Genomic DNA, 20968 nt, shown 5'->3' with positions numbered 1-20968 from the left:
GAGCCGACATGGCCGTCACCCGGCGCACCTCACGTGACATCCGCAGCGAGTCGCGACTCGACGTCCTGCACGCGCTGCTGCTGGCGGGCGAGGCGAGCCGGGGCGACCTGGTCGGCGTGACGGGCCTGAGCAACGCGACCGTCGCGACCGTGGTGAGCGACCTGATCGAAGGGGGCCTCGTCATCGAGGCCCGGCGCACCGGCGGTCGCGTCGGCCGGCCCACGACCTCGTTGCGGCTCAACGGGAACCGGGGGCGGATCGTCGGCGTCGACGTCGCGGAGACCTACATCAGGGCGACGGTGTTCGACGCGGCGCTCGACGAGCTCGCCTCCGCCGAGGTCGCCGCCGACGAGCACGACGACGACGCCGACTACGTGGTCGACCGCATCGTCAGCGCGCTCGACGCCGCGATCGGGCAGGCGGGCGTCGCCCGCGCCGACGTCCTCGGGGTCGGCATCTCGCTGCCGGGCGGGATGGCCGGCTGGGGAGGCGTGTCGGCGGTGGTGCCCGACGCGACCTGGCCCCACGTCGACCGGCTGCGCGAGCGCATCGACCTGCCGATCGTCATCGACAACCCGCTCAAGGCGATCGCGACCGCCGAGCTGTGGTTCGGCGAGGGCCGGCGGCACGCCAGCATGATCACCATCAACCTCGGCACCGGCGTGGGCGCCGGGATCGTCCTCGAAGGCACGATCCTGCGCGGGGCCACGAACTTCGCGGGCGAGTGGGGCCACAGCCTCCTCGCCCTCGACGGGCGCCAGTGCCGTTGCGGGCGAAAGGGATGCGTCGAGGCCTATGTCGGCGCCTCCGGCATTCAGCAGACCCTCGCCGGGATCGCCCCCGCGCATCCGCTCGCCGCCGAGACCACGCAGCGCGAGTTCATCGGGGCGCTGGCCGCCGCGCTGGAGCCGCCCTCGCCCGACCCGGCCGTGAGCGAGACGATGGACCTCACCGCGCGCTACCTCGGGTCCGCGATCGCCGACCTCGTCGCCATCGTCAATCCCGAGATGATCACGCTGACCGGATGGACCGCGTGGGCGCTGGGCGGCCACCTCGTGCCGGCCGTGCGCCGCCGCGTGATCGAGGAGTCCCCCGGCGACGCGGCGGCGGGCCTGGCGATCGAGGTCTCCACGGTGCGCGGCAACTCCGTCGCCACCGGCATCGCCACGATCGCGCTCGAACGCTTCCTCAGCGACGTCGGCCTGGTGACCACGAGGCTTCCCACGGCGCTGTGAACACGCCCTAGGGGCTCGTGCGGCGGTCCTCCGCCCGCATGGCGATCCCCGCGCCCGCGGCGGTGCCCACCGCCAGCGCGCCGAACAGCAGCACCCACCACAGGTCGGTCGCGTAGCCGACCGCGGCGATCAGCGCGCCCGCGAGAAGCACGCCGCCGAGGCCCGCCGACTTCGCCGTCGTCGCCGGCCGGCGCGGCTTCGCCGCGGCACGCGGCGACAGCAGCGCCGGGACCGCCCAGAACGAGGCGCAGGAGATCGCGAGCAGGACGACGCCGACATCGCGCCACGCCCGGTCGCCTTGGGCGACGCCCCAGGCCAGCACGGCGATGCCCGCGACGAGGACCGCGCCGAACGGGGCCGCCCTCCAGCCGCCCATCACGTACATGCCGGCGCACGCGGCGACCAACAGCCCCAGTCCGACGAAGACCGCCATGACGGCCAGCGAGACGGTCATCGCCTGCTCGTACGGGTAGACCTCGGCCGCGCCCAGTGCGCCGGCGCCGAGGCCCAGCACCAGTCCGGCGAGGATGAGCCCCAGCGATGTCCAGGTCACGCGCTTCTGGAACCGCGCGGCCTCCGCCCGCTGCTTCTCGCGCTCCGCGTGGCGCCTTTGGCGCTCGGCCCTGCCCGGTCGCGCATTGCCCGAAGCCATCATTCTCCTTCGTGCCCCCGATCCCGAAACGGCGGCGATGCGCGCCATCTTAGGGGGCGGGGGCGCGATGCCGTTCGCCTCCGACCCGGTGGCGTCCTCGGCGGCCGCGGCCCGGCCGGGATCTCCCGCCGGCCGCGTGCGGCGCGGCGTCGATGCCGCGCGGGTCGGTCAGCGCTCCTGGGCCAGGAAGTCCGCGAGGAACTCGGCGACCTGCTCGGGGGCCTCCTCGGCCATGTGGTGGCCGGACTCCACGACCGCCTGGCGCACCGGCAGCTCGCACCAGGACTCCCAGATCGCAGCCGGGTCGATGTACAGCTCCCCCATGTCGTCGTGCCAGGACCACATGACGAGCGTCGGGGCCTCGATGCGTCGGCCCGCCTCGCGGTCGGCCTCGTCGTTGGCGCGGTCGACGGTGAGCCCGGCCCGGTAGTCCTCCAGCATGGCCCGCACCGTGAGCGGGTCGGTGACCGCCTCGACCATGTCCTTGTAGTTGGCCCCGCCCATCGCGGCCACGTCGGGCTCGTACCAGGCCATCGGATCGGCGGTGATGACCCGCTCGGCGTGCGGCGAGGCGCCGTAGAAGAACCAGTGCCACCACTTGGCGGCGAAGCGGCCGTCGGCGCGCTCCAGCGCCTCCAGGATCGGGACGCCGTCGCACACGGCAAGGGCGCTCACGCGTTCGGGATGGTCCAGGGCCGCACGGTAGGCCACATAGGAGCCGCGGTCGTGGCCGGCGATCGCGAACCGGTCGTGTCCGAGGACCGTCATGAGCCTCATGACGTCGTCGGCCATCGCGCGGTCGGAGTACACGTGGTGTTCGGCGTCGGGCTCGGGCTTGCTGGAGCGGCCGTAGCCGCGCAGATCGGGGCACACGACCGTGAGGCCCTGTGCGGCGAGGACCGGCGCGACCTTGTGCCAGGTCGCGTGGGTGCGCGGATGCCCGTGCAGCAGCACGAGAGCGGGGCCGGTGCCGCCGGAGCACCCGTGGAGCACGACCCCGGAGGACACCTCGATGTCCCATTCGGTGAATCCTTCGAACATGTATGCATTGTGCCCAAGATCGCGGCCGAGCGATACGGGTGCGGGCGGATCCGCGGTCCCGCCGCCGGGTCCGCACCGTCCTGAGGCGACGTGATGTGAGCGGTCGTTCACCCATGACATGCAGGCTTTTCGGGTAATGGGATGCATCGCGGGAGCGATCCCTGCAAATCATCTGCAATACCGATATGGCGTGGTGGAAAGGGCAACGGTATGGTTCTCGGATGAATCACCCTGTATAGGAAGGACTACCCCCGGTGCCCGACGCACCCGCCCCCAGACTCGTGTACGACGCGCTGCTGATCACCTCCCACCACGACTTCTACAAACCCGCCGTCGCACCGCGGGTGGCCGAACTCGGGCTCGGCGCGGCGCTCGTCGCCGAACTCGTCCTCTCGGGCCACCTCGCGGTCTGGTCCAGCGACGGCTCCAAGCTGGCGCCCCGGGACATCGGCGTCGCGCCGCCCACGGACTCGTTGGGGCTGTGGCTGACCGAGCTGGTCCGCGCCGAGCCCGAACCCCTGCCCGTGCCCGAATGGCTCGACTTCCTCGCCGTCTCCGACCTCTATGCCAAGACCGCCGACCACATGGTCACGACCGGGCTGATGCACCGCACCGAGCGGCGATCACGCTGGCGCAAGGCGTCCCAGGTCTCGTACGAGCCGGCCGACGCGCTCGTCGCCCAAGCCCCTTTGGCCCGCATCCGCAGACACCTGTCCTCGATGGAGCATCGCATGCCGCTCGCGGACGCGTTCCTCGTCGCCCTGACCGAGGCCGTCGGACTGTCCAAGTCCCTGTACTCCCAGACGCCCTACGGCGCGCGCGAATACGCCCTTTCGCACACGCGCTCCCTCCCGGCCCCGCTCCAGTCCGTCCACGGCCACCTCGCCGCCGCCGTGGCCGACACCGCCATCACCGGCAACTTCTGAGTCCGCTTCATCCCTTAAGGAGTGACCACCTCGATGCCAGCCACCTCAGCGCCGCCCAGCGCGGTCAGATCGACCCTCGCCCACGACAAGCTCGGCACCTTCAGCCTGCTCCACTTCTCGCTCACCGCGGCCACACCGCTCACGGTCATCGCCGGCGGGGTCGTGGTCATGTTCGCCGTCGCCGGCCAGATCGGCATCCCCCTGGGCTACATCGTGATCGCCGCGTGCCTGTGGCTGTTCAGCGTGGGCTACACGACGATGTCCCGGCACATCACCAACGCGGGCGCCATGTACGCGTTCATCGCCCGGGGCCTGGGCCGCATCCCCGGCGTCGCGGCCGCGTGGGTCGCGGCGACCTCCTACTGCGCCATGCAGGCCAGCCTGTACGGCCTGCTCGGCGTCACCGCCGAGGGCGTCCTGGCGAGCGCCGGGCTCACCGTCCCGTGGTGGGCCGCGGCGCTCGTCGCGTGGCTCCTCATCGGGCTCCTGGGCACTCGCGCGGTGGACATCAACGCGAAGGTGCTCGCGGTGCTCCTGGTCGTGGAGATCGCCGTGATCCTGCTGTTCAGCGCGTCCAACTTCGCCAATCCGGCCGACGGCCTCTCGCTCGCGCCCCTGTCGCCCACCGCGCTCGGCGGCGAGGCGGCCGGCGCGGTCCTGGCGCTCGCGGTCGTCGGGTTCATCGGCTTCGAATCGCCCACGGTGTACGGCGAGGAGGCCCGCGACCGCCGCCGCACGGTCGCCCGCGCCACCGTCGCCACCATCGGCATCCTGGCGTTCATCTACATCGCGTCGTCGTGGTCGATCATCACCGCCGTGGGCGAGGACGACGTCGTCGCGGCCGCCGCGGCCGACCCGACCGGGCTCATGTTCAGCCTCGCCGGGGACCAGCTGGGCGACGCGTGGGGCACGATCGGCAGGGTGCTGCTGCTGACCTCGGTCACCGCCGCCGCGCTCTCGTTCCACAACACCACGGCCCGCTACCTGTTCGCGCTCGGGCGCGAGCAGGTCGTCACCGCGAAACTGGGGCTCACCTCCGTGCGCGCGTGCGCGCCGTGGGCGGCCTCGCTCGCGCAGACCGCTGTGGGCGGCATCGTGATCGTCGTCTGGGCGGTGCTCGGGCTCGACCCGGAGCTGCACCTGTTCTATTACCTGGGGACGTCGGCCGGGATCGGGCTGCTCGCGCTCATCACCGCGTGCGCGTTCGCCGTGGTCGTCTACTTCTGGCGCGACAGGCAGGGGGAATCCCTGTGGCACACGCGGATCGCGCCGGTCCTGGCGTGCGTCGCCCTCGCGGGCGTGCTGTTCCTGTCGGTCCTCCACTTCCACACGCTCCTGGGCGTGGAGCAGGGCTCGCCGCTGCCGCGCCTGGTGCCGATCGTGTTCGCGGCGCTCGCGCTGCTGGGCGCCGGCTGGGCCGCGTACCTCAAGCGCGCGAAGCCGGACGTGTACTCGGGGATCGGCTACGGCGCCAAGGCGACCCTCGTCCAGGGCACCGGGGACGTCAAGGTCTCGGCGGAGGTGGCCCGTGGCCGCTAGCTCCGAGGTCGCGGCGATGCTGACCGAGGCGTTCCTCGATCTGCCGACCGCGCAGTGGCTCGTCGCCGACGTCGACGAGCGCCGCAAGGCGGTCCTGGGCCAGTTCGAGATCCTGACCGCGCACGCCGAGGCGCACGGCGGGATCGCCACCGCGGGCGACCTCGACGGGGCCGTGGTCTGGTTCGACCACACGACGCCGCCGGCGCCGATCCCCGACTACGACGAGCGGCTGCGCGCCGCCTGCGGCGAGCACACGAGCAGGTTCGCGCACCTGGACAAGCTCATGGAGCACCACCACCCGTCGGAGCCGCACGTCTATGTGGCGCTGGTCGGGGTGCGCCGGGAGCGGCGCGGCGAGGGGCTGGCGACCGCCATGCTCGACGAGGTCCACGCGGGGCTCGACCGGGCGCGGACCTCCGCGTATCTGGAGGCCGTGTCGCCGGAGACCGCCGCTCTGTACGGGAGCCTGGGCTACCGGACCCATGCGCGGCCGTTCCATCTGGAGAAGGGCGGTCCGGCGCTGTACCCGATGTGGCGCCACCCCGCCCGCTGACGCGACGCGTTCGGCCCCAGCCTCGATGGCCGGGGCCGTTCGCGTCAGTGCGGTGTCACCAGGACTTGCGCTCCTCGCGCCAGGCGGCCATGGGGTCGGGCAGGCGCAGTGCGGCGAACTTCGGGGTCCAGTCCGCGGCCTTGTAGCCGATGCCGAGGTCGGTGTGGTGGAGTTCGACCTCGGTGAGGCGGCGCGGGAGCAGCAGGGCGGCGCGGAAGAGGGGGCCGTCGAGGACGCGCACCTCGTGGAGCCAGGCGGCGTCGGTCAGCATCTCGGCGTCGGCCGCGAAGGCCTCGGCGCTCTCGGCGAGGTCGTCGCGCAGGTCGTCGACGTCGCGCCCGGCGCCTTCCTCGATGTCGGCCACGCGGTCCGACGCGCGCCGGTAGGCGGGGGTCTCCACGCCGGTCCTCGCCCAGTCGAGGAGGTTGCGCAGGGCGTCGGCGTTCCTGGCGACGTGGGTGATCACGTGGCCCCTGGTCCAGCCGGGCAGGAGCGACGGGGCGGCGGCCTCCTCCTGGGACATGCGCTCGACCGCGACGACCAGTCGGTGCGTCGCCACCCGCAGGACATTCAGCAATTCGGCTCGCTCCGTGGTCATGGCCACATCGTACCGATGCCGAGGTCACGATTGGACGTCAGTCGACTTGCACTGCCGCGGTGGCGATGTAGTGCTCGTCGGTGGCGGCGAGCACGTGGAACTCGATCTCCCACCCGCCTTCGAGGGGCAGGTCGAGCACGGCGAGGTAGCCGCCGGCGGGATCGAGTTCGACGGCGGCCTGCACCGGGCCGAAGTCCTGGGCGGGAAGCGAGGCGAGGACCATCGGCGGTTCGACCGGGTCGAGCGGCAGCGCCTGGGCGTCGTAGAGGGCGAAGCGGAGCGTGTTCTCGCCGGCGCGCCCGGGGTCGAGGACGGCGTTCACCGTGCCGGGACCGAGGTCGGCGGTGATGGCGACGGGTTCGGAAGGCGGGGGTTCGGGGGCGGCGGGGCTGAGGTTGACCATGACGCCGGTGGCGGCGACCGCGAGCGCGACCGCGGCGGCCTCGCCGAGGAGGACGCGGCGCAGGCGCCGCAGGCCCGCCCAGTCCCCCGCGGCCTTGCGGACGACGGGGACGAGCAGGTACCGGTTCCAGGCGGCCAGGGCGACGGCGAGGGCGACGAGGTCGAGCTTGGCGAGGAGCGCGATGCCGTGCTCGGACTCGAGGAGGCTCGACCAGGTGCGGTGGAGGACGAGGGCCATGGTGACGCCGCTCGCGCCGAGGGCGGCGAGCGTGGCTGCCGCCCAGGTCGAGAAGCGGGCGACGACTTCGGCGGTGGCGGCGGGGTCGGTGGCCGTGCGCAGCAGGATCGCGAGCCCGGCGAGGCCGCCGAGCCAGACCGCGCCCGCGGCGAGGTGGACGAGGTCGGCGGCGGTCATGAGCCAGCCGGGGTCGTAGGTGCGCGTGTGGCCGGTGAGGGCGGGCGCGGCGAGGGCGAGGGACGCGGCGGTGAGGGCGGCGGGCCGGAGCCCGCGGGTGAAGCACCGGTAGGCGGTGAGGAGGCCGAGGGTCGTGGCGGCGGCGAGGAGGATCGTCTCGGCCCGCGCGAGGTCGCTCCAGGCGGCGACGTCGGCGATGCGGGACGGCGGGAGGCCGGCGGCGTCGAGGGCGCCGACGGGGACGGCGAGGACCGTGGCGGCGATCGCGGTGGCGGCGGCGGTCCTGAGGAGCCGGTGGCGCGGGTGCGGCGGCCGGTGGCCGCGGGCGATGGCGATCCTGAAGCACAGGAGGCCGGCGAACAGGAGCAGTCCCGCGTAGTGGAGGGCGGCGAGGGCCATGACGGGCCACCGGACGGGTTGGGCCGCTTGGTCGTCGGTGGCACCGGGCGGCGGGGCGTCGCCGACGCTGAATTCGAGGACGCCGGCGATGGGGTGGCCGTCGGCGGAGGTGACGCGCCAGTTGAGGAAGAACCGTCCATCACCGAGGCCGCCGGTGGCGACGACGACGTCCCGGTCGTTCGCGGTCGCCGCCGCGACGTAGGTCGTGCCGTCCGTGCCGATGAGTTCGACGCCGTCGGGGACGGGCTGGACCGGTTCGCTGAAGTGCAGGGTGATGACGGTGGGGGCCTCGTCGAGGGCGGCCTGGTCCTCAGGGTCGGTGGAGAGGAGGGCCGCGTGGGCGCGTGCGGGGGCGGCGGGTGCGAGGAGCAGGATGAGGGCGGCCAGCGCCGCCAGGACCGCGAGTCGCGCTCCCGCCGGTGCCGGTCGGTGGAGGACGGTCACGTTCCGATCATCCCAAAGAATTGACGCAAATCAATATTTCGGATGCGGGGACTTCGGTTGCGGGCGTGGTTTTCTCAGGCGGGCGGTGCTTTATCGACTGTCGGGTTCGGTCGTGGAGGGGTAGGGGGTGAAGCGGCTGCGGTGGTCGGTGACCTCGAGGGGCTTGCCGATGGCGGGGAAGGCCCGCTGCGGGCAGCCGTCGCGGTCGCAGACCTTGCAGCCGGGGCCGATCGGCGTGCGGGCCGCCGGGTTCGCCAGGTCGAGGCCGTCGGCGTAGACCAGGCGGTGGGCGTGGTGGAGGTCGCAGCCCAGGCCCACCGCGAAGGTCTTGGTCGGCGTTCCGAAGCCGCCGTAGCTGCTCGTGACGGTGCGCGCGACCCACAGGTAGGCGCGCCCGTCCGGCATCTGCGCCAGCTGGGTGCGGATCTCGCCGGGCTGGGAGAACGCCTCGTAGACGTTCCACAGGGGGCAGGTGCCGCCGACGCGGGAGAAGTGGAAGTCGGTGGCCGACTGGCGTTTCGAGATGTTCCCGGCGCGGTCGACGCGCACGAAGAAGAACGGGACGCCGCGTGATCCGGGGCGCTGCAGGGTGCTCAGGCGGTGGGCGACGGTCTCGTAGCCGACGTGGAAGCGGCGCTGGAGGAGGTCGATGTCGTAGCGCAGTTCCTCTGCGGCCCTGTGGAAGGCGCCGTAGGGCAGGATCAGGGCCCCGGCGAAGTAGTTCGCCAGGCCGATCCGGGCCAGCGCCCGGGCCTCGTTCCCGGACAGGTCCGCCGCGGCGACCTGCGGCTCGATGAGGTCGGAGAACTCGGCGAGGGCCAGGTGGGTCGCGAGCTGGAAGGCGCGCTGGGAGGGGCTGAGCAGGGCCGAGAGGCGCAGGACGCGGCCTTCGGGGTCGAAGCGGCGCTTCGTGCGGGCCTGCTCGGCGGGGTCCAGGGCGGCGACGGCGGTGCCGTGGCGGTCGCGGAGCAGCCGCGTGAGGCCGCCGGGGAGGTCGGCGGGGTCGAGTCCGGCCTCGGCGTGGACCCGCTCGGCGGCCTCGTCGAGTTCGGGCACGTAGTTGCGCTTGGCGTAGAACAGGTCGCGGACCTCCTCGTACGCGGTGGGCGAGGCCCCGGCGTCGAGTTCGGCGCTCATGGCGGCGTTGCGCTCCAGGGCGTGCCGGTAGCGGCGGTGGAGGTCGACGACGTAGCGCGCGAGTTCGGGGGCGCCCTCGGCGAGCTCCCGGGTCTCGGCGGGCGGCACCTGCTCGGCGTGGGCGGTGTCGGCGAGGGCGTCGCGCAGCTGGGCGGCGAGGCGGTCGCTCTCGGCGGCGGAGAAGCGCTGGACGTCCACGTCGTAGACCTCGGCGAGGCGCAGCAGGACCGGCCCGGTGATGGGCCGCTGGTTCGACTCCATCTGGTTGACGTAGCTGGTCGAGATGCCCAGGGCCGAGGCGAGCGCGGCCTGGGTGAGGCCCTGCTCCTCGCGGAAGCGGCGGAGCCGCAGCCCGACCTTCGCCTTCTTCAACGCCATGACCACGTCCTTTCACAAGATTCACAATCGTGCCCGAAAATTTCCACAAGAAACCACATTTACAGCTGTTTCAGGCGGATCAGGATCTGTGCATACTGTGAACCTACTCCTCGATCCGATGCGTCGAAGCAGTGCAGGGAGATGCCAGTTGAAGACACACGCCGTCCGCGCCCACGCGTCCGTGGAGGACTTGGCGCGCGAGGACCAGCTCGCGTGGAGACTCGCTCAGGTCGCGGTCGATCCGGTGGCGGTCGACGCCGACGTGGCCGAGATGATCGGGAACCGGGTCATCGACAACGCCGCCGTCGCGGCCGCTTCGCTGCGCCGCTCCCCGGTGGCGAACGCCAGGGCGCAGGCGCTGGCGCACCCGTACCGGCCCGGCGCGGGCGTGTTCGGCGCCGGGGCCGACGTCCGTGTCTCGCCGGAGTGGGCGGCGTGGGCGAACGGGGTCGCGGTGCGGGAGCTGGACTTCCACGACACGTTCCTGGCCGCCGACTACTCGCACCCGGGCGACAACGTCCCGCCGGTTCTGGCGGTCGCGCAGCACCGCGGCCTCGACGGTCGGGACCTGGTGCGCGGCATCGCGACCGGGTACGAGATCCAGGTCGCCCTGGTGCGCGGGATCTGCCTGCACGAGCACCGGATCGACCACATCGCGCACCTCGGGCCGTCGGCGGCGGCCGGCGTCGGGACGCTGCTGGGGCTGGACGCCGCCACGGTGTACCAGGCCGTGGGCCAGGCGCTGCACACCACGACGACCACGCGGCAGAGCCGCAAGGGCGCGATCTCGTCGTGGAAGGCGTACGCGCCGGCGTTCGCGGGCAAGATCGCGGTCGAGGCGGTCGACCGGGCCATGCGCGGCGAGGGCGCGCCGTCGCCGGTCTACGAGGGCGAGGACGGGGTGATCGCGCGGCTGCTCGGCGGCCCCGACGCCCGCTACGAGGTGCCGCTTCCCGAAGCGGGGGAGCCCAAGCGCGCGATCCTGGACACCTACACCAAGGAGCACTCGGCGGAGTACCAGAGCCAGGCGCTCATCGACCTGGCGCGGCGGCTCGCGCCGCGCATCGGGGACCTCTCGAAGGTCGCCGAGGTCGTGATCCGCACGAGCCACCACACCCACAACGTGATCGGGACGGGCGCGAACGACCCGCAGAAGACCGACCCGGGCGCGAGCCGCGAGACCCTGGACCACTCGATCCTCTACATCTTCGCGGTGGCGCTGGAGGACCGGGACTGGCACCACGAGCGGTCCTACACCCCCGAACGGGCGCACCGGGAGTCCACGGTGGCGCTGTGGCACAAGGTCCGCACGGTCGAAGATCCGGAGTGGACGGACCGCTACCACGACCCGGACCCCGACCGGCGGGCCTTCGGCGGCCGGGTGGAGGTGACGCTCGAGGACGGCTCGCGGGTCGTGGACGAGATCGCCGTGGCCGACGCGCACCCGAAGGGCGCGCGCCCGTTCGCGCGCGAGCAGTACATCGAGAAGTTCCGCCGGCTCGCCGAGGGCGTGGTCGACGCGTCCGAGCAGGACCGGTTCCTGGACCTGGCGTGCCGCGTCGACCGGCTCGACGCCGACGAGGTCCGGCGATTGCATCTGGCGGCCCCGGCCGGGGCCCTCACCGCACCGATTCGCGGAGGACTGTTCTGATGACGCAGCGGATCTCGCCTTCCCGCAAGCGCCGGCGCCTGCGCGAGGGCCTGGCCTCAGGAAGGCTCCAGCGGCTGCCGGGGGCGTTCTCGCCCCTGGCCGCGCGGGCCGTCGCCGATCACGGCTTCGACGGCGTCTACGTCTCCGGCGCCGCGCTCGCGGCCGACCTCGCCCTGCCCGACATCGGGCTGACGACGCTGACCGAGGTGGCCGGGCGCGGCGGGCAGATCGCCCGCGCCACGGACCTGCCGACGCTCATCGACGCGGACACCGGCTTCGGCGAGGTGTCCAATGTGGCGCGTTCGATCGCAGCGTTCGAGGACGCCGGGCTCGCCGGGCTGCACCTGGAGGACCAGGTGAACCCCAAGCGCTGCGGGCACCTCGACGGCAAGCAGGTCGTGCCGGCCGCGGAGATGGTCAGGCGCGTCCAGGCCGCCGTGCGCGCCCGGACCGACCCCGACTTCGTCGTCTGCGCCCGCACCGACGCCCGGGCCGTCGAGGGCCTGGACGCCGCGATCGACCGGGCGAAGGCCTATGTGGACGCCGGGGCGGACATGGTGTTCCCCGAGGCGATGCGCGACGAGGCCGAGTTCGCGGCGTTCCGCGCGGCGGTCGACGTGCCGCTGCTGGCGAACATGACCGAGTTCGGCGCCTCGCCGCTGCTCACCGTCGATCAGTTGCAGGACCTGGGCTACAACGCCGTCATCTGGCCGGTGAGCAGCCTGCGCGCCGCCATGGGCGCGGTCGAGGCGCTGCTGGGCACCTTGCACGAGCAGGGCACGCAGGCGAGCGTGGTGGACCGGATGCAGACCCGGGCCCGCCTGTACGAGCTGGTCGACTACGCCTCCTACGCCGAGTTCGACCGGGCGCTGTACGACTTCGAGATCCCCGGGAGGGACGCATGAACGCCGACATCCGCAAGGGCCTGGCCGGGGTGGTCGTGGACACGACCGCGATCTCCGAGGTCGTGCCCGAGACCAACTCGCTGACCTACCGCGGCTACCCCGTGCAGCAGCTCGCGGCCACCCGCTCGTTCGAGGAGGTCGCGCACCTCATCTGGTACGGCGAACTGCCGGACCCGATCGCCCTGCGGCGCTTCACCGACCGCGAACGGGCCCAGCGGGAGGTGACGCGCTCGACCATCGGCGTCATCGACCGCGTCCCCGACAACTGCCACCCGATGGACCTGCTGCGCACCGCCGTCTCGTGCCTCGGCGCCGAGGACCCGGCCGAGGACGACAACAGCCCGGTCGCCAACCAGGCCAAGGCCGAGGCGATGTTCGCCAAGCTCCCCACGGTGATCGCCCACGACCACCGCCGCCGCCGCGGGCTCGACCGCATCCCGCCGGACGCGGGGCTCGGCTTCACGGAGAACTTCTTCCACATGTGCTTCGGCGAGGTCCCCGAGCCGGAAGTGCTGCGCTGCTTCGAGATTTCAATGATCCTGTACGCCGAGCACTCCTTCAACGCCTCGACGTTCACCGCGCGCGTGGTCGCCTCCACGCTGTCGGACATCTACTCGGCCGTGACCGCCGCGATCGGCGCGCTCAAGGGCCCGCTGCACGGCGGCGCGAACGAGGCCGTCATGAGGATGATGCTGGAGATCGGCGACCCGGCCCTCGCCCGGCGGTGGCTCCTGGACCGCTTGGCGGCCAAGGAGAAGGTCATGGGCTTCGGGCACCGGGTATACAAGGACGCCGACTCGCGCGTGCCGACCATGAAGGCCGCCTTCACGGCCATGGCCGAGCGCACCGGCGGCGGGAAGTGGGTCGAGATGTACGCGAACCTGGAGGCGGCGATGCTGGAGGCCAAGGGCCTCCACCCGAACCTCGACTTCCCGGCCGGGCCCGCGTACTACCTCATGGGCTTCGACATCCCGATGTTCACGCCGCTGTTCGTCATGTCGCGCGTCACCGGCTGGTCGGCGCACGTCATCGAGCAGCTCGCCGCGAACGCCCTCATCCGGCCGCTGAGCGCCTACTCGGGGCTGGAGCAGCGCCAGGTGCCGGCCTCGGCGCCCGTGCTCACCTAATTGCAAGATATGTGCAATAGTAAGGTGCCGGCGGCGGGCGGACCCGCCGCGGCACCGACGCGGAAGGCGCCGATCGCCTCCCGTGACCTCGTCCTTCGGGTGGGGTGATTCCGGGGTCCGGCCGCGCGCTGAACACGGGCGGCCGGACCCGCCCGCTTCAGGCCCGCCGCTCCCCCGCCCAGGCGCGCATACTCGTCACATGAGCGAAGTCGAGGTTCGCGAGGTCGAGCCCGCCGAGCTGCCCGCCGTCGCCGGACTCCGGTGGCGCTGGCAGATCGAGGCGGGCGACGAGCAGACGGTCGACCGGGAGACGTTCGAGCGGGCCTTCACCAGCTGGGCGCAGGAGGCCGCGATGCACCGCTGCGTCGTGGCCGTCCGGGACCGGGAGGTCATCGGCATGGCGTGGATGGCGCTGACGCACCGCGTGCCGACGCCGCAGGTCCTCGATCGCACCGTCGGCGACGTCCAGAGCGTCTACGTGATCCCCGAAGCGCGCGGCCAGGGGCTGGGAAGCCGCCTCATGGAGGCGGTCCTGGCGATCGCCGACGCCCTCGGGCTCGAACGCGTGACCGTCCACTCGACCACGCGCGCCGTACCCGTCTACCGCCGCATGGGATTCGCCAAGTCGCACCGGCTCATGCAGTTCGAGCCCGAACCGCCGCCCGCGGACGCCTCGGATCGCAATTGATCAACCTCGGTATCAGAAAAATTAATATTCTGAAGTTGACTCCTTGAGAATCTCAAGGTACAACTGAAGAGTACGCAAGATACCGAGAGTGTGAAGGAGCCGGGATGGACTGGCAGGAGCTGACCGACCTGACGCGCGGGCAGCCGTTCGTCGTCGAGCGGGTCCGCCTGGCCGACAGCGGGATCGCGGTCGAGGGCGAGTTCGAGCCGCCGCAGCTGGCACAGCTGAGCGGCGAGGACCAGGTGTTCGTCGCCGCGTTCGTCCAGGCCCACGGCTCGATCAAGGAGATGGAGCGGATCTTCGGGGTGAGCTACCCGACGATCAAGGCCCGGCTGAACCGCATCGCGGGACTCCTCGACTTCGTCGACACCGACCCGGCCCCGACCAGCCACGACATCCTCGAACGCCTGCAGCGCGAAGAGATCAGCGTCGACGAGGCGCTGGCGGAGATGGAGGGGCGGCGATGATCCCGCAACTGGTCACGGTCCGCTACCGACTGCGCGACGGCCGCTTCCGGCGGTGGTGGATCCCGGTCGTGCCGGTGGTCCTGCTGCTGTCGCCCCTGCTGCTGCTCGCCGTCGTCGGCGGCGTGATCGCCTGCCTGATCTTCAAGATCAGCCCGCTGGGCGCGCTGGCCGGAGTCGGCCGGGTGATGTGGGCGATGCCGGGCGCCCGGTTCGAGATCGTGGAGGGCCGGACGGCCTTCCTGGTCAGCGTCAGATAAGCCACCCGGGAAACCAGGAGAGAAGCACCGTCATGAACGAGCAGCGCCGCCAGATCCTCCAGATGCTGGCCGAGAACAAGATCACCGCCGACGAGGCCGAACGGCTCCTCAGCGCCGTCGAGAGGGAGCCGGCCGACGCCCCTGCGGGCGCCGGGCCCCGGAAGGCCAAGGCCAGGTACCTCCGGGTGATCGTCCACTCCGAAGAGGACCCCAGCGGGCCCTCCCAGGTCAACGTCCGCGTGCCCCTGAAGCTGCTGCGGGCCGGGGTCCGGCTCACCAGCCTCATCCCCCCGGTGGCGATCACCCGGGCCAACGCGGAGCTGGAGAAGGCGGGGTTCCCGATCGACCTCTCCGAGCTCAAGCCGCAGCACCTCGACGACCTCGTCGAAGCGCTCGACGAGCTCACCGTCGACGTCGACGACCCCCGCAACAAGGTCCAGGTCTTCTGCGAGTAACCCCGCGGCGGCCGCCGGGCCGCTCGCGGGACCGCTGCGGTCCGGCACCCGGCACGGGTGCGCCGACAGGGGGCGGCCCTGCCCAGAATCTGTCCATATTAGACGAATGAACATGGGGTGATCCCGCCGTGCTCGACCTCGGGCTGCTGCTCACCCTCTACCCACCACCGAGACGAGGAGCCATGAACACCGCCAAACCCCCGGCGATCCGGATTCAAGGATTGCGCAAGTCCTACAAAGACCTCCAGGTCCTCAAGGGCGTCGACCTCGACGTCGCGTCCGGGAGCATCTTCGCCCTGCTCGGCTCCAACGGCGCCGGCAAGACCACGATTGTCAGAATCCTCGCCACGCTGCTCAAGTCCGATGAGGGGACCGCGAGCGTCAACGGGTACGACGTCGCCACCGAGGCCGCGCAGGTCCGCGAGTCCATCAGCCTCACCGGGCAGTTCGCGGCCGTCGACGAGATCCTGACCGGCCGCGAGAACCTCGTCATGATCGCCAGGCTGCGGCGGGTCGAGGGGCCCAAGCAGGTCGCCGACGACCTGCTGGAGCGCTTCGGCCTCACCGACGCCGGCGCACGGCGGGTCGCGACCTACTCCGGCGGCATGCGCCGGCGACTGGACATCGCCATGAGCCTCATCGGCGAACCGGCCGTCATCTTCCTCGACGAGCCGACGACCGGCCTGGACCCCGAAGCGCGCCTGGAGGTCTGGCAGGTGATCCAGGACCTCTCCGACGGCGGCACGACGGTCCTGCTCACCACCCAGTACCTGGACGAGGCCGAGAAGCTGGCCGACGGGATCGCGATCCTCCACGAGGGCGCCATCATCGTCAACGGCACGCTCGCGCAGCTGCGGCAATTGCTCCCGCCCGCCAAGGCGGAGTACGTCGAACGCCAGCCCACCCTCGAGGAGATCTTCCTGTCGATCGTCGGCAAGGACAAGAACGGCAAGACCACTGCGAACGCGAAGGAGGCGCCGTGATGAGCGCCCACACCCTCTCGAACACCGGCGTGATGCTCGGGCGCTCGATGCGCCACGTCACGCGCAGCGTGGACACCATCATCACCGTCACGATCACGCCCATCGCGATGATGCTGCTGTTCGTCTACGTCTTCGGCGGCGCCATCGAGGCGGGCCCCGGCGACTACGTCGACTACCTGATGCCCGGCATCCTGCTCATCGCCATCGCGAGCGGGATCGCCTACACCGCCTACCGGTTGTACGCGGACCTCCAGCGCGGCATCTTCGACCGGTTCAACTCGATGCCCATCTCGCGCTCGGCGGCGCTGTGGGGCCACGTGCTGACCTCGCTGGTGTCCAACATGATCTCCGTGGTCGTGATCGTGCTCGTGGGGCTGCTCATGGGCTTCCGCTCCTCCGCGGGGATCGGGGCCTGGCTCGCCGTGGCCGGAATCCTCGTCCTGTTCACGCTCGCGCTGACGTGGATCGCCGTGATCGCGGGGATGTCGGCCTCCTCCCCCGACGGGGCGAGCGCCTTCTCCTACCCGATCATCTTCCTGCCGTTCATCAGCTCGGCCTTCGTTCCCACCGACACGATGCCGGCGCCGGTGGAGGCGTTCGCGGAGAACCAGCCGGTGACCTCGATCGTGAACACGATCCGGGCGCTGCTGGCGCAGCAGCCCGTGGGCGACGACATCTGGGTCGCCCTCGCCTGGTGCGTCGGCATCCTCATCGTCGCGTACGCGCTGGCGATGGTCGTCTACCGCCGCAAGGTGGCCTGAGGCGCGGACGCCGCGCCGCGGACGTCTCAGGGCGTTCGCGGCGCGGCGTCGTGCCGCGCGTCGGCGACGGCCAGGTAGTCGTTGAGGCGCGCGGCGGCTTCGAGCATGGCGAGTCCGCGCCGGGTCAGCCTGCCCCGCCAGTCCTCCAGGGCCTCGGCCAGCGCCTCGGTGCCGCCAGCCGACCGGACCTGCCCCATCACGGTGGCGATGTGCTCGAGCGGGTAGCCGCCGCGCCGCAGCAGATGGGCGAGTTCGGCGTCGCGGACGTCCTCGGCCCGGAAGCGGCGGTGGCCGGTGGCGCGGTCCCGTTCGGGGGTGAGGATGCCGGCGTCCTCCCAGTTGCGCAGGGTCGCCGGGGTGAGGCGCAGGCGGTAGGCGAGTTCCCCGACGCTGAAGGGGCGCAAGGCAGGAGCGCCTTCGGCCGTGAGGCCCGCGACCGCCGCCCGCACCGATTCCAGGGTGGCCCGGTCGCGCAGCAGCTGCTCGTGGCCGCGGTCGACGACCATCAGGGCGTCGTCGAGGTCGCCTTCCCCGAGCGCGTGCATGACCTCGGTGGCGGTGGCGTGGCCATAGGCGCGGACGAGGGCGAGGAACGCCCGCAGCGCCGCGGCGTGGACCTCGGTGTAGATCCGGTAGCCGCCGGGGGTGCGCTCGGCGGGCGGCAGGCACCCGTCGCGCTCGTAGTTGCGCACCGCCTGGGCCGAGAGGCCGTGCTCGCGCGCGAGATCCGAAGGGCGAAGGTGCATCATCGGTTGAGACTTTAGCGGATGTATGCGAGTTCGGATGCGGTGCAAGTCTCAACCGCTGTTTCAACGATATGTTTGAGGCCATGACTCAGGACATTCGCGAATTCGTCAACGGCGCCTGCGACCTGCTGGGGCTCGGCGAGCCGACGCATCACGAACCGGCCTTCGGGCGGATCCGCAACGAGCTGTTCGCCCAACTGGCCGGCCTCGGCTTCCGGTCGATCGCGTACGAGAGCGACCGCGTGGCGGCCTTCATCGTGGACGACTACGTCCGCAAGGAGACCGGCTCGCTCGACGAGGCGATGGAGGAGGGCTTCTCGCACGGGTTCGGCGCCCTCGACGCGAACCGGCGGCTGGTCGCGTGGATGCGCGAGTACAACGAGCGGCGGCCGATGGAGGAGCGCCTGGCCTTCCACGGCATGGACTCCCCGTTCGAGTTCACCGCGGAGAGCCCGCGCCGCTACCTCGAACACGGCCGCGACTACCTGGGCCTCGAACTCGACCTCGCGCCGCTGGTCGGCGACGACGACCGGTGGGGCGGCATGGAGGCCGTCACCGATCCGGACCGCTCGCCCGGCGGCACGGACGAGGCGCGGCGGCTGCGGGTGATCGCCGACGACCTGCTCATCGGGCTCTACACCGATGCGCCCCGGCTGATCGGGGCCACGTCGCGGTCCGAGTGGGACCGGGCCAGGGTGCACGTCACCACCGCGCTGGCGCTGCTGCGCTACCACCGGCAGGCGGCGCACCGGACCGAGGAGGGCGACCGGTGGTCGCGCCTGTCGGGTGTGCGGGACGCGATCATGGCGCAGAACCTGCTCGACATCCGCGGTCTCGAAGCGCACCGGGGTCCGACCCTGGTGTACGGCGCGAACGTCCACTTGCAGCGGAACCGGAGCCGGATGTCCATGGCGGGCATGGACCTCGCCTGGTCCGGCACCGGCGCGGTCCTCGCGTCGCTCCTGCGGGAGCGGTACGTCTGCGTGCTCGGCAGCCTCGGGCGCAGTAGCGGGCTGGGCCTCGGCGCGCCCGACCCGGGCACCGGGGAGGGCTTCCTTCAGGAACGGTTCGGCGACTGGGGCCTCGCGGCCGCCGACGAGGTCGAGGCGGCCGCCGCCCGCGAGGACGCGCCGGCGGCGCGGGGCTACTTCCCGCTCGACCGGGCGGCGCTCGAGGGCGCCGACGCGATCCTGCACGTCAGCGGGGCCTGAGGGCGCTTGCGGCCGGCCCGGACGGGATCCGGGCCGGCCCGCAGGGCTACCAGCGGTGGTGGACCTGCTCGCGGATCTTCTCGTCGTAGAGGTCGCGCACCGCGTCGAGGGTGGCCTCCGGCAGGGGCGCGAGCGCGGCGGCCTCGGCGTTCGCGCGGGCCTGCTCGGGATTGCGCGCTCCGGGGATCACGGTCGAGACGCCCGGCTGCTGGAGGATCCAGCGCAGCGCGGTCTGCGCGGGGCTGGCGCCTTCGGGCGCGAGGGACGCGAACGCCACGGCCGCTTCGACACCGGTGGCGTAATCGACGCCGGAGAAGGTCTCGCCCTGGTCGAAGGCCTCGCCGTGCCGGTTGTAGGCGCGGTGGTCGTTCGCGGCGAAGACGGTGTCCTTCGTGTACTTGCCCGAGAGCAGGCCGCTGGCGAGCGGGACGCGGGCGATGACGCCGACGCCGGCTTCGGCGGCCGCGGGCAGGACCGCTTCGAGCGGCTTGAGCCGGAACGGGTTCAGGATGATCTGGACGCTGGCGGTGCCGGGGCGGGCGATAGCCGTCAGGGCCTCGTCGCAGGTCTCGACGCTCACGCCGTAGGCGGCGATGCGGCCTTCTTCGACGAGGGTGTCCAGGGCGTCGAAGGCGGCGTCCGAGGAGTAGACGGGCGTGGGCGGGCAGTGGAGCTGGACCAGGTCGAGCCGGTCGACGCCGAGGTTCGCGCGCGAGCGGTCGGTCCAGGCCCGGAAGTTGTCGAGGGTGTACAGGGCCGGGTCGAGGTCGGCGCGGCGGCCCATCTTGGTCGCCACGAGGACGCCGGCGTCGGGGCGCTCGCGCAGGAACCGGCCGATGAGCTGCTCGGAGCGGCCGTCGCCGTAGACGTCGGCGGTGTCGAAGAAGGTCACGCCGGAGTCGGCGGCCGCCTCCAGTACGGCGAGGGCGTCGGCTTCCTGCACGTCGCCCCAGTCGGCGCCGAGCTGCCAGGTGCCCAGTCCGACCACCGACGCCCGCTGGCCGCTCCTGCCGAATGCGCGCTGCTCCATGGGTCTCCCTCAGTCCGGCGACGGGACGGCCCCGTCGAGTCCTGCGCCAGTGTATCGGCGTTATCTGATATCGGCCTCGGGCTCGGCCCGGTTCCAGGCGCGGAGCTTCTCGGGGTTGCGGATCACCCACAGGGCGGTGATGCGGCCGTTCGCGGTGTCGAAGGCGATCACCGTGTCGGTGACGCCGTCGCGCTCGGCGACCAGGCCGGGCCTTCCGTTGACGGCGCGTTCGAGGAACCGCCGGCCCTCCATCACGGCGAGGACGGCCACGAGGCCCCGCGCGACGAGGTCGCGGCCCTGGACGGGGTACGGGTGCGCGCTGGCGATGCCGCCGCCGTCGGCGACCGCGCGGACGTCCGGGTCGAGCAGGCCGATGAGCGCGTCGACGTCCCCGGCCCGCCAGGCCTCCTTGAAGTCCCGGACGATCGCGGCGGTCGGCTCGACGGGCCCGCGGACCTCGCGCACGCGGCGGCGGGCGGAGGTCGCGAGCTGTCGGCAGGCGGCCGGGGTGCGGCCGACGATCGCGGCGATCTCCGCGAACGGGTAGCGGAACACGTCGTGGAGGACGAAGGCGACGCGCTCGGCCGGGGTCATCGTCTCGAGGACCACGAGGAGCGCCATGTCGACCGATTCGTCGAGCGTCACCCGGTCGGCGGGGTCGGCGGCGGCTCCGGACGAGCCGACCGAGCGGTCCGGCAGCGGCTCGGGCAGCCACGCCCCGACGTACCGCTCGCGGCGGGTCTTCGCCGAGCCGAGCACGTCCAGGCAGACCCGGCCCGCGACGGTGGTGAGCCAGGCTCCCGGTACCCGGACGGCCGCGCGCGCTTCGGGGTCCAGGCGGTACCAGCGCAGGTAGGTCTCCTGCACGGCGTCCTCGGCGTCGGCGAGGGAGCCGAGCAGCCGGTAGGCGAGGTTCGTGAGGCGGCCCCGTTCGTCCGACACCGCCGCGCCGTCGCTCATGGTCTCGC

Annotated in this window: 22 protein-coding genes; 14 read left to right on the top strand and 8 right to left on the bottom strand. The window is 72.2% G+C overall.

Translation table 11 applies throughout. The features are described 5' to 3' along the window. Positions 1-8 precede the first annotated feature (8 nt). The gene (locus BLQ63_RS01250; protein ID WP_091027329.1) at positions 9-1235 is read left to right on the top strand and encodes an ROK family protein; all 1227 of its coding nucleotides are present in this window, start codon (positions 9-11) and stop codon (positions 1233-1235) included. A 7-nt stretch (positions 1236-1242) separates the two neighbouring features. Here BLQ63_RS01250 and BLQ63_RS01245 read toward each other — a convergent pair whose 3' ends face one another. Next, the gene (locus BLQ63_RS01245) at positions 1243-1887 is read right to left on the bottom strand and encodes a hypothetical protein (protein ID WP_091027328.1); all 645 of its coding nucleotides are present in this window, start codon (positions 1885-1887) and stop codon (positions 1243-1245) included. Between the two features lie 168 nt (positions 1888-2055). Further along, the gene (locus BLQ63_RS01240; protein WP_091027327.1) at positions 2056-2928 is read right to left on the bottom strand and encodes an alpha/beta fold hydrolase; all 873 of its coding nucleotides are present in this window, start codon (positions 2926-2928) and stop codon (positions 2056-2058) included. A gap of 254 nt (positions 2929-3182) precedes the next feature. Between BLQ63_RS01240 and BLQ63_RS01235 the strand changes: the two genes are divergently transcribed. The 3 genes from BLQ63_RS01235 to BLQ63_RS01225 are packed head-to-tail and all read left to right on the top strand — an operon-like array spanning position 3183 to position 5946. After that, positions 3183-3854 carry a GOLPH3/VPS74 family protein gene (locus tag BLQ63_RS01235; protein WP_091027326.1) on the top strand — a complete coding sequence of 224 codons (672 nt, stop codon included), beginning with the start codon at positions 3183-3185 and terminating at the stop codon, positions 3852-3854. A gap of 33 nt (positions 3855-3887) precedes the next feature. After that, a complete protein-coding gene (locus tag BLQ63_RS01230; protein ID WP_091027325.1) occupies positions 3888-5393 on the top strand; it encodes an APC family permease in 1506 nt (501 codons plus the stop codon). Further along, positions 5383-5946: an N-acetyltransferase gene (locus tag BLQ63_RS01225; protein ID WP_091027324.1), complete on the top strand. Its 564-nt coding sequence runs from the start codon at positions 5383-5385 to the stop codon at positions 5944-5946. The genes BLQ63_RS01230 and BLQ63_RS01225 overlap by 11 nt, the downstream gene beginning before the upstream one ends. A gap of 55 nt (positions 5947-6001) precedes the next feature. Here BLQ63_RS01225 and BLQ63_RS01220 read toward each other — a convergent pair whose 3' ends face one another. From BLQ63_RS01220 to BLQ63_RS01210, 3 genes are all read right to left on the bottom strand, one after another. Next, a complete protein-coding gene (locus BLQ63_RS01220; protein ID WP_091027323.1) occupies positions 6002-6544 on the bottom strand; it encodes a maleylpyruvate isomerase N-terminal domain-containing protein in 543 nt (180 codons plus the stop codon). A gap of 37 nt (positions 6545-6581) precedes the next feature. Continuing rightward, positions 6582-8204, bottom strand: a complete 1623-nt coding sequence (locus BLQ63_RS01215; protein WP_091027322.1) for a copper resistance CopC/CopD family protein — start codon at positions 8202-8204, stop codon at positions 6582-6584. A gap of 90 nt (positions 8205-8294) precedes the next feature. Further along, positions 8295-9713: a short-chain fatty acyl-CoA regulator family protein gene (locus tag BLQ63_RS01210; RefSeq protein WP_177154769.1), complete on the bottom strand. Its 1419-nt coding sequence runs from the start codon at positions 9711-9713 to the stop codon at positions 8295-8297. 154 nt (positions 9714-9867) lie between these two features. Between BLQ63_RS01210 and BLQ63_RS01205 the strand changes: the two genes are divergently transcribed. The 9 genes from BLQ63_RS01205 (at position 9868) to BLQ63_RS01165 (ending at position 17013) form a co-directional block, all read left to right on the top strand. Next, complete coding sequence (locus BLQ63_RS01205) at positions 9868-11370, top strand: MmgE/PrpD family protein (RefSeq protein ID WP_091027320.1); 1503 nt, start codon at positions 9868-9870, stop codon at positions 11368-11370. Further along, positions 11370-12275 (top strand): methylisocitrate lyase, encoded by a 906-nt coding sequence (gene prpB / locus BLQ63_RS01200; protein ID WP_091027319.1) that lies wholly within the window; start codon positions 11370-11372, stop codon positions 12273-12275. Before BLQ63_RS01205 ends, prpB begins: the two co-directional genes overlap by 1 nt. Beyond that, the gene (locus BLQ63_RS01195) at positions 12272-13402 is read left to right on the top strand and encodes a bifunctional 2-methylcitrate synthase/citrate synthase (protein ID WP_091027318.1); all 1131 of its coding nucleotides are present in this window, start codon (positions 12272-12274) and stop codon (positions 13400-13402) included. The genes prpB and BLQ63_RS01195 overlap by 4 nt, the downstream gene beginning before the upstream one ends. Positions 13403-13601: 199 nt before the next feature. Continuing rightward, the gene (locus BLQ63_RS01190) at positions 13602-14090 is read left to right on the top strand and encodes a GNAT family N-acetyltransferase (RefSeq protein ID WP_091027317.1); all 489 of its coding nucleotides are present in this window, start codon (positions 13602-13604) and stop codon (positions 14088-14090) included. A gap of 104 nt (positions 14091-14194) precedes the next feature. Beyond that, the gene (locus BLQ63_RS01185; protein ID WP_091027316.1) at positions 14195-14557 is read left to right on the top strand and encodes a DUF2089 domain-containing protein; all 363 of its coding nucleotides are present in this window, start codon (positions 14195-14197) and stop codon (positions 14555-14557) included. Next, positions 14554-14814 carry a hypothetical protein gene (locus tag BLQ63_RS01180; protein ID WP_091027315.1) on the top strand — a complete coding sequence of 87 codons (261 nt, stop codon included), beginning with the start codon at positions 14554-14556 and terminating at the stop codon, positions 14812-14814. The genes BLQ63_RS01185 and BLQ63_RS01180 overlap by 4 nt, the downstream gene beginning before the upstream one ends. A gap of 32 nt (positions 14815-14846) precedes the next feature. Beyond that, positions 14847-15269: an SHOCT-like domain-containing protein gene (locus BLQ63_RS01175; RefSeq protein ID WP_091027314.1), complete on the top strand. Its 423-nt coding sequence runs from the start codon at positions 14847-14849 to the stop codon at positions 15267-15269. Between the two features lie 182 nt (positions 15270-15451). After that, a complete protein-coding gene (locus BLQ63_RS01170) occupies positions 15452-16252 on the top strand; it encodes an ABC transporter ATP-binding protein (protein WP_091027313.1) in 801 nt (266 codons plus the stop codon). Next, complete coding sequence (locus BLQ63_RS01165) at positions 16252-17013, top strand: ABC transporter permease (protein WP_091027312.1); 762 nt, start codon at positions 16252-16254, stop codon at positions 17011-17013. Before BLQ63_RS01170 ends, BLQ63_RS01165 begins: the two co-directional genes overlap by 1 nt. Positions 17014-17039: 26 nt before the next feature. Here BLQ63_RS01165 and BLQ63_RS01160 read toward each other — a convergent pair whose 3' ends face one another. Beyond that, positions 17040-17762, bottom strand: a complete 723-nt coding sequence (locus tag BLQ63_RS01160; protein ID WP_091027311.1) for a TioE family transcriptional regulator — start codon at positions 17760-17762, stop codon at positions 17040-17042. 80 nt (positions 17763-17842) lie between these two features. Here BLQ63_RS01160 and BLQ63_RS01155 point away from each other — a divergent pair, with 80 nt between their 5' ends. After that, positions 17843-18970: an erythromycin esterase family protein gene (locus BLQ63_RS01155; protein ID WP_091027310.1), complete on the top strand. Its 1128-nt coding sequence runs from the start codon at positions 17843-17845 to the stop codon at positions 18968-18970. Positions 18971-19016: 46 nt separating this feature from the next. On the opposite strand, the gene BLQ63_RS01150 is transcribed toward BLQ63_RS01155, so the two are convergent. Together BLQ63_RS01150 and sigJ are read right to left on the bottom strand one after the other, a co-directional pair. After that, entirely contained in the window at positions 19017-20000 is a 984-nt protein-coding gene (locus tag BLQ63_RS01150) for an aldo/keto reductase (RefSeq protein ID WP_091027309.1), read from the bottom strand. Between the two features lie 60 nt (positions 20001-20060). Then, positions 20061-20960 carry an RNA polymerase sigma factor SigJ gene (gene sigJ / locus BLQ63_RS01145; protein WP_091027308.1) on the bottom strand — a complete coding sequence of 300 codons (900 nt, stop codon included), beginning with the start codon at positions 20958-20960 and terminating at the stop codon, positions 20061-20063. Positions 20961-20968: the final 8 nt, after the last annotated feature.

Origin of the sequence: Glycomyces harbinensis (assembly GCF_900101745.1) — a bacterium.
Lineage (GTDB): Bacteria > Actinomycetota > Actinomycetes > Mycobacteriales > Micromonosporaceae > Glycomyces > Glycomyces harbinensis.
Note: the sequence above shows the minus strand (reverse complement) of the source record. Positions and strands in the feature narration are given on the sequence as shown.

Coding starts and splice junctions, on each gene's coding strand:
- sigJ (WP_091027308.1), bottom strand. CDS start 20,960: ATGAGCGACGGCGCGGCGGTGTCGGACGAACGGGGCCGCCTCACGAAC.
- BLQ63_RS01155 (WP_091027310.1), top strand. CDS start 17,843: ATGACTCAGGACATTCGCGAATTCGTCAACGGCGCCTGCGACCTGCTG.
- BLQ63_RS01240 (WP_091027327.1), bottom strand. CDS start 2,928: ATGTTCGAAGGATTCACCGAATGGGACATCGAGGTGTCCTCCGGGGTC.
- BLQ63_RS01220 (WP_091027323.1), bottom strand. CDS start 6,544: ATGACCACGGAGCGAGCCGAATTGCTGAATGTCCTGCGGGTGGCGACG.
- BLQ63_RS01180 (WP_091027315.1), top strand. CDS start 14,554: ATGATCCCGCAACTGGTCACGGTCCGCTACCGACTGCGCGACGGCCGC.
- BLQ63_RS01165 (WP_091027312.1), top strand. CDS start 16,252: ATGAGCGCCCACACCCTCTCGAACACCGGCGTGATGCTCGGGCGCTCG.
- BLQ63_RS01195 (WP_091027318.1), top strand. CDS start 12,272: ATGAACGCCGACATCCGCAAGGGCCTGGCCGGGGTGGTCGTGGACACG.
- BLQ63_RS01175 (WP_091027314.1), top strand. CDS start 14,847: ATGAACGAGCAGCGCCGCCAGATCCTCCAGATGCTGGCCGAGAACAAG.
- BLQ63_RS01170 (WP_091027313.1), top strand. CDS start 15,452: ATGAACACCGCCAAACCCCCGGCGATCCGGATTCAAGGATTGCGCAAG.
- BLQ63_RS01230 (WP_091027325.1), top strand. CDS start 3,888: ATGCCAGCCACCTCAGCGCCGCCCAGCGCGGTCAGATCGACCCTCGCC.
- BLQ63_RS01185 (WP_091027316.1), top strand. CDS start 14,195: ATGGACTGGCAGGAGCTGACCGACCTGACGCGCGGGCAGCCGTTCGTC.
- BLQ63_RS01160 (WP_091027311.1), bottom strand. CDS start 17,762: ATGATGCACCTTCGCCCTTCGGATCTCGCGCGCGAGCACGGCCTCTCG.
- BLQ63_RS01250 (WP_091027329.1), top strand. CDS start 9: ATGGCCGTCACCCGGCGCACCTCACGTGACATCCGCAGCGAGTCGCGA.
- BLQ63_RS01190 (WP_091027317.1), top strand. CDS start 13,602: ATGAGCGAAGTCGAGGTTCGCGAGGTCGAGCCCGCCGAGCTGCCCGCC.
- BLQ63_RS01150 (WP_091027309.1), bottom strand. CDS start 20,000: ATGGAGCAGCGCGCATTCGGCAGGAGCGGCCAGCGGGCGTCGGTGGTC.
- BLQ63_RS01245 (WP_091027328.1), bottom strand. CDS start 1,887: ATGGCTTCGGGCAATGCGCGACCGGGCAGGGCCGAGCGCCAAAGGCGC.
- prpB (WP_091027319.1), top strand. CDS start 11,370: ATGACGCAGCGGATCTCGCCTTCCCGCAAGCGCCGGCGCCTGCGCGAG.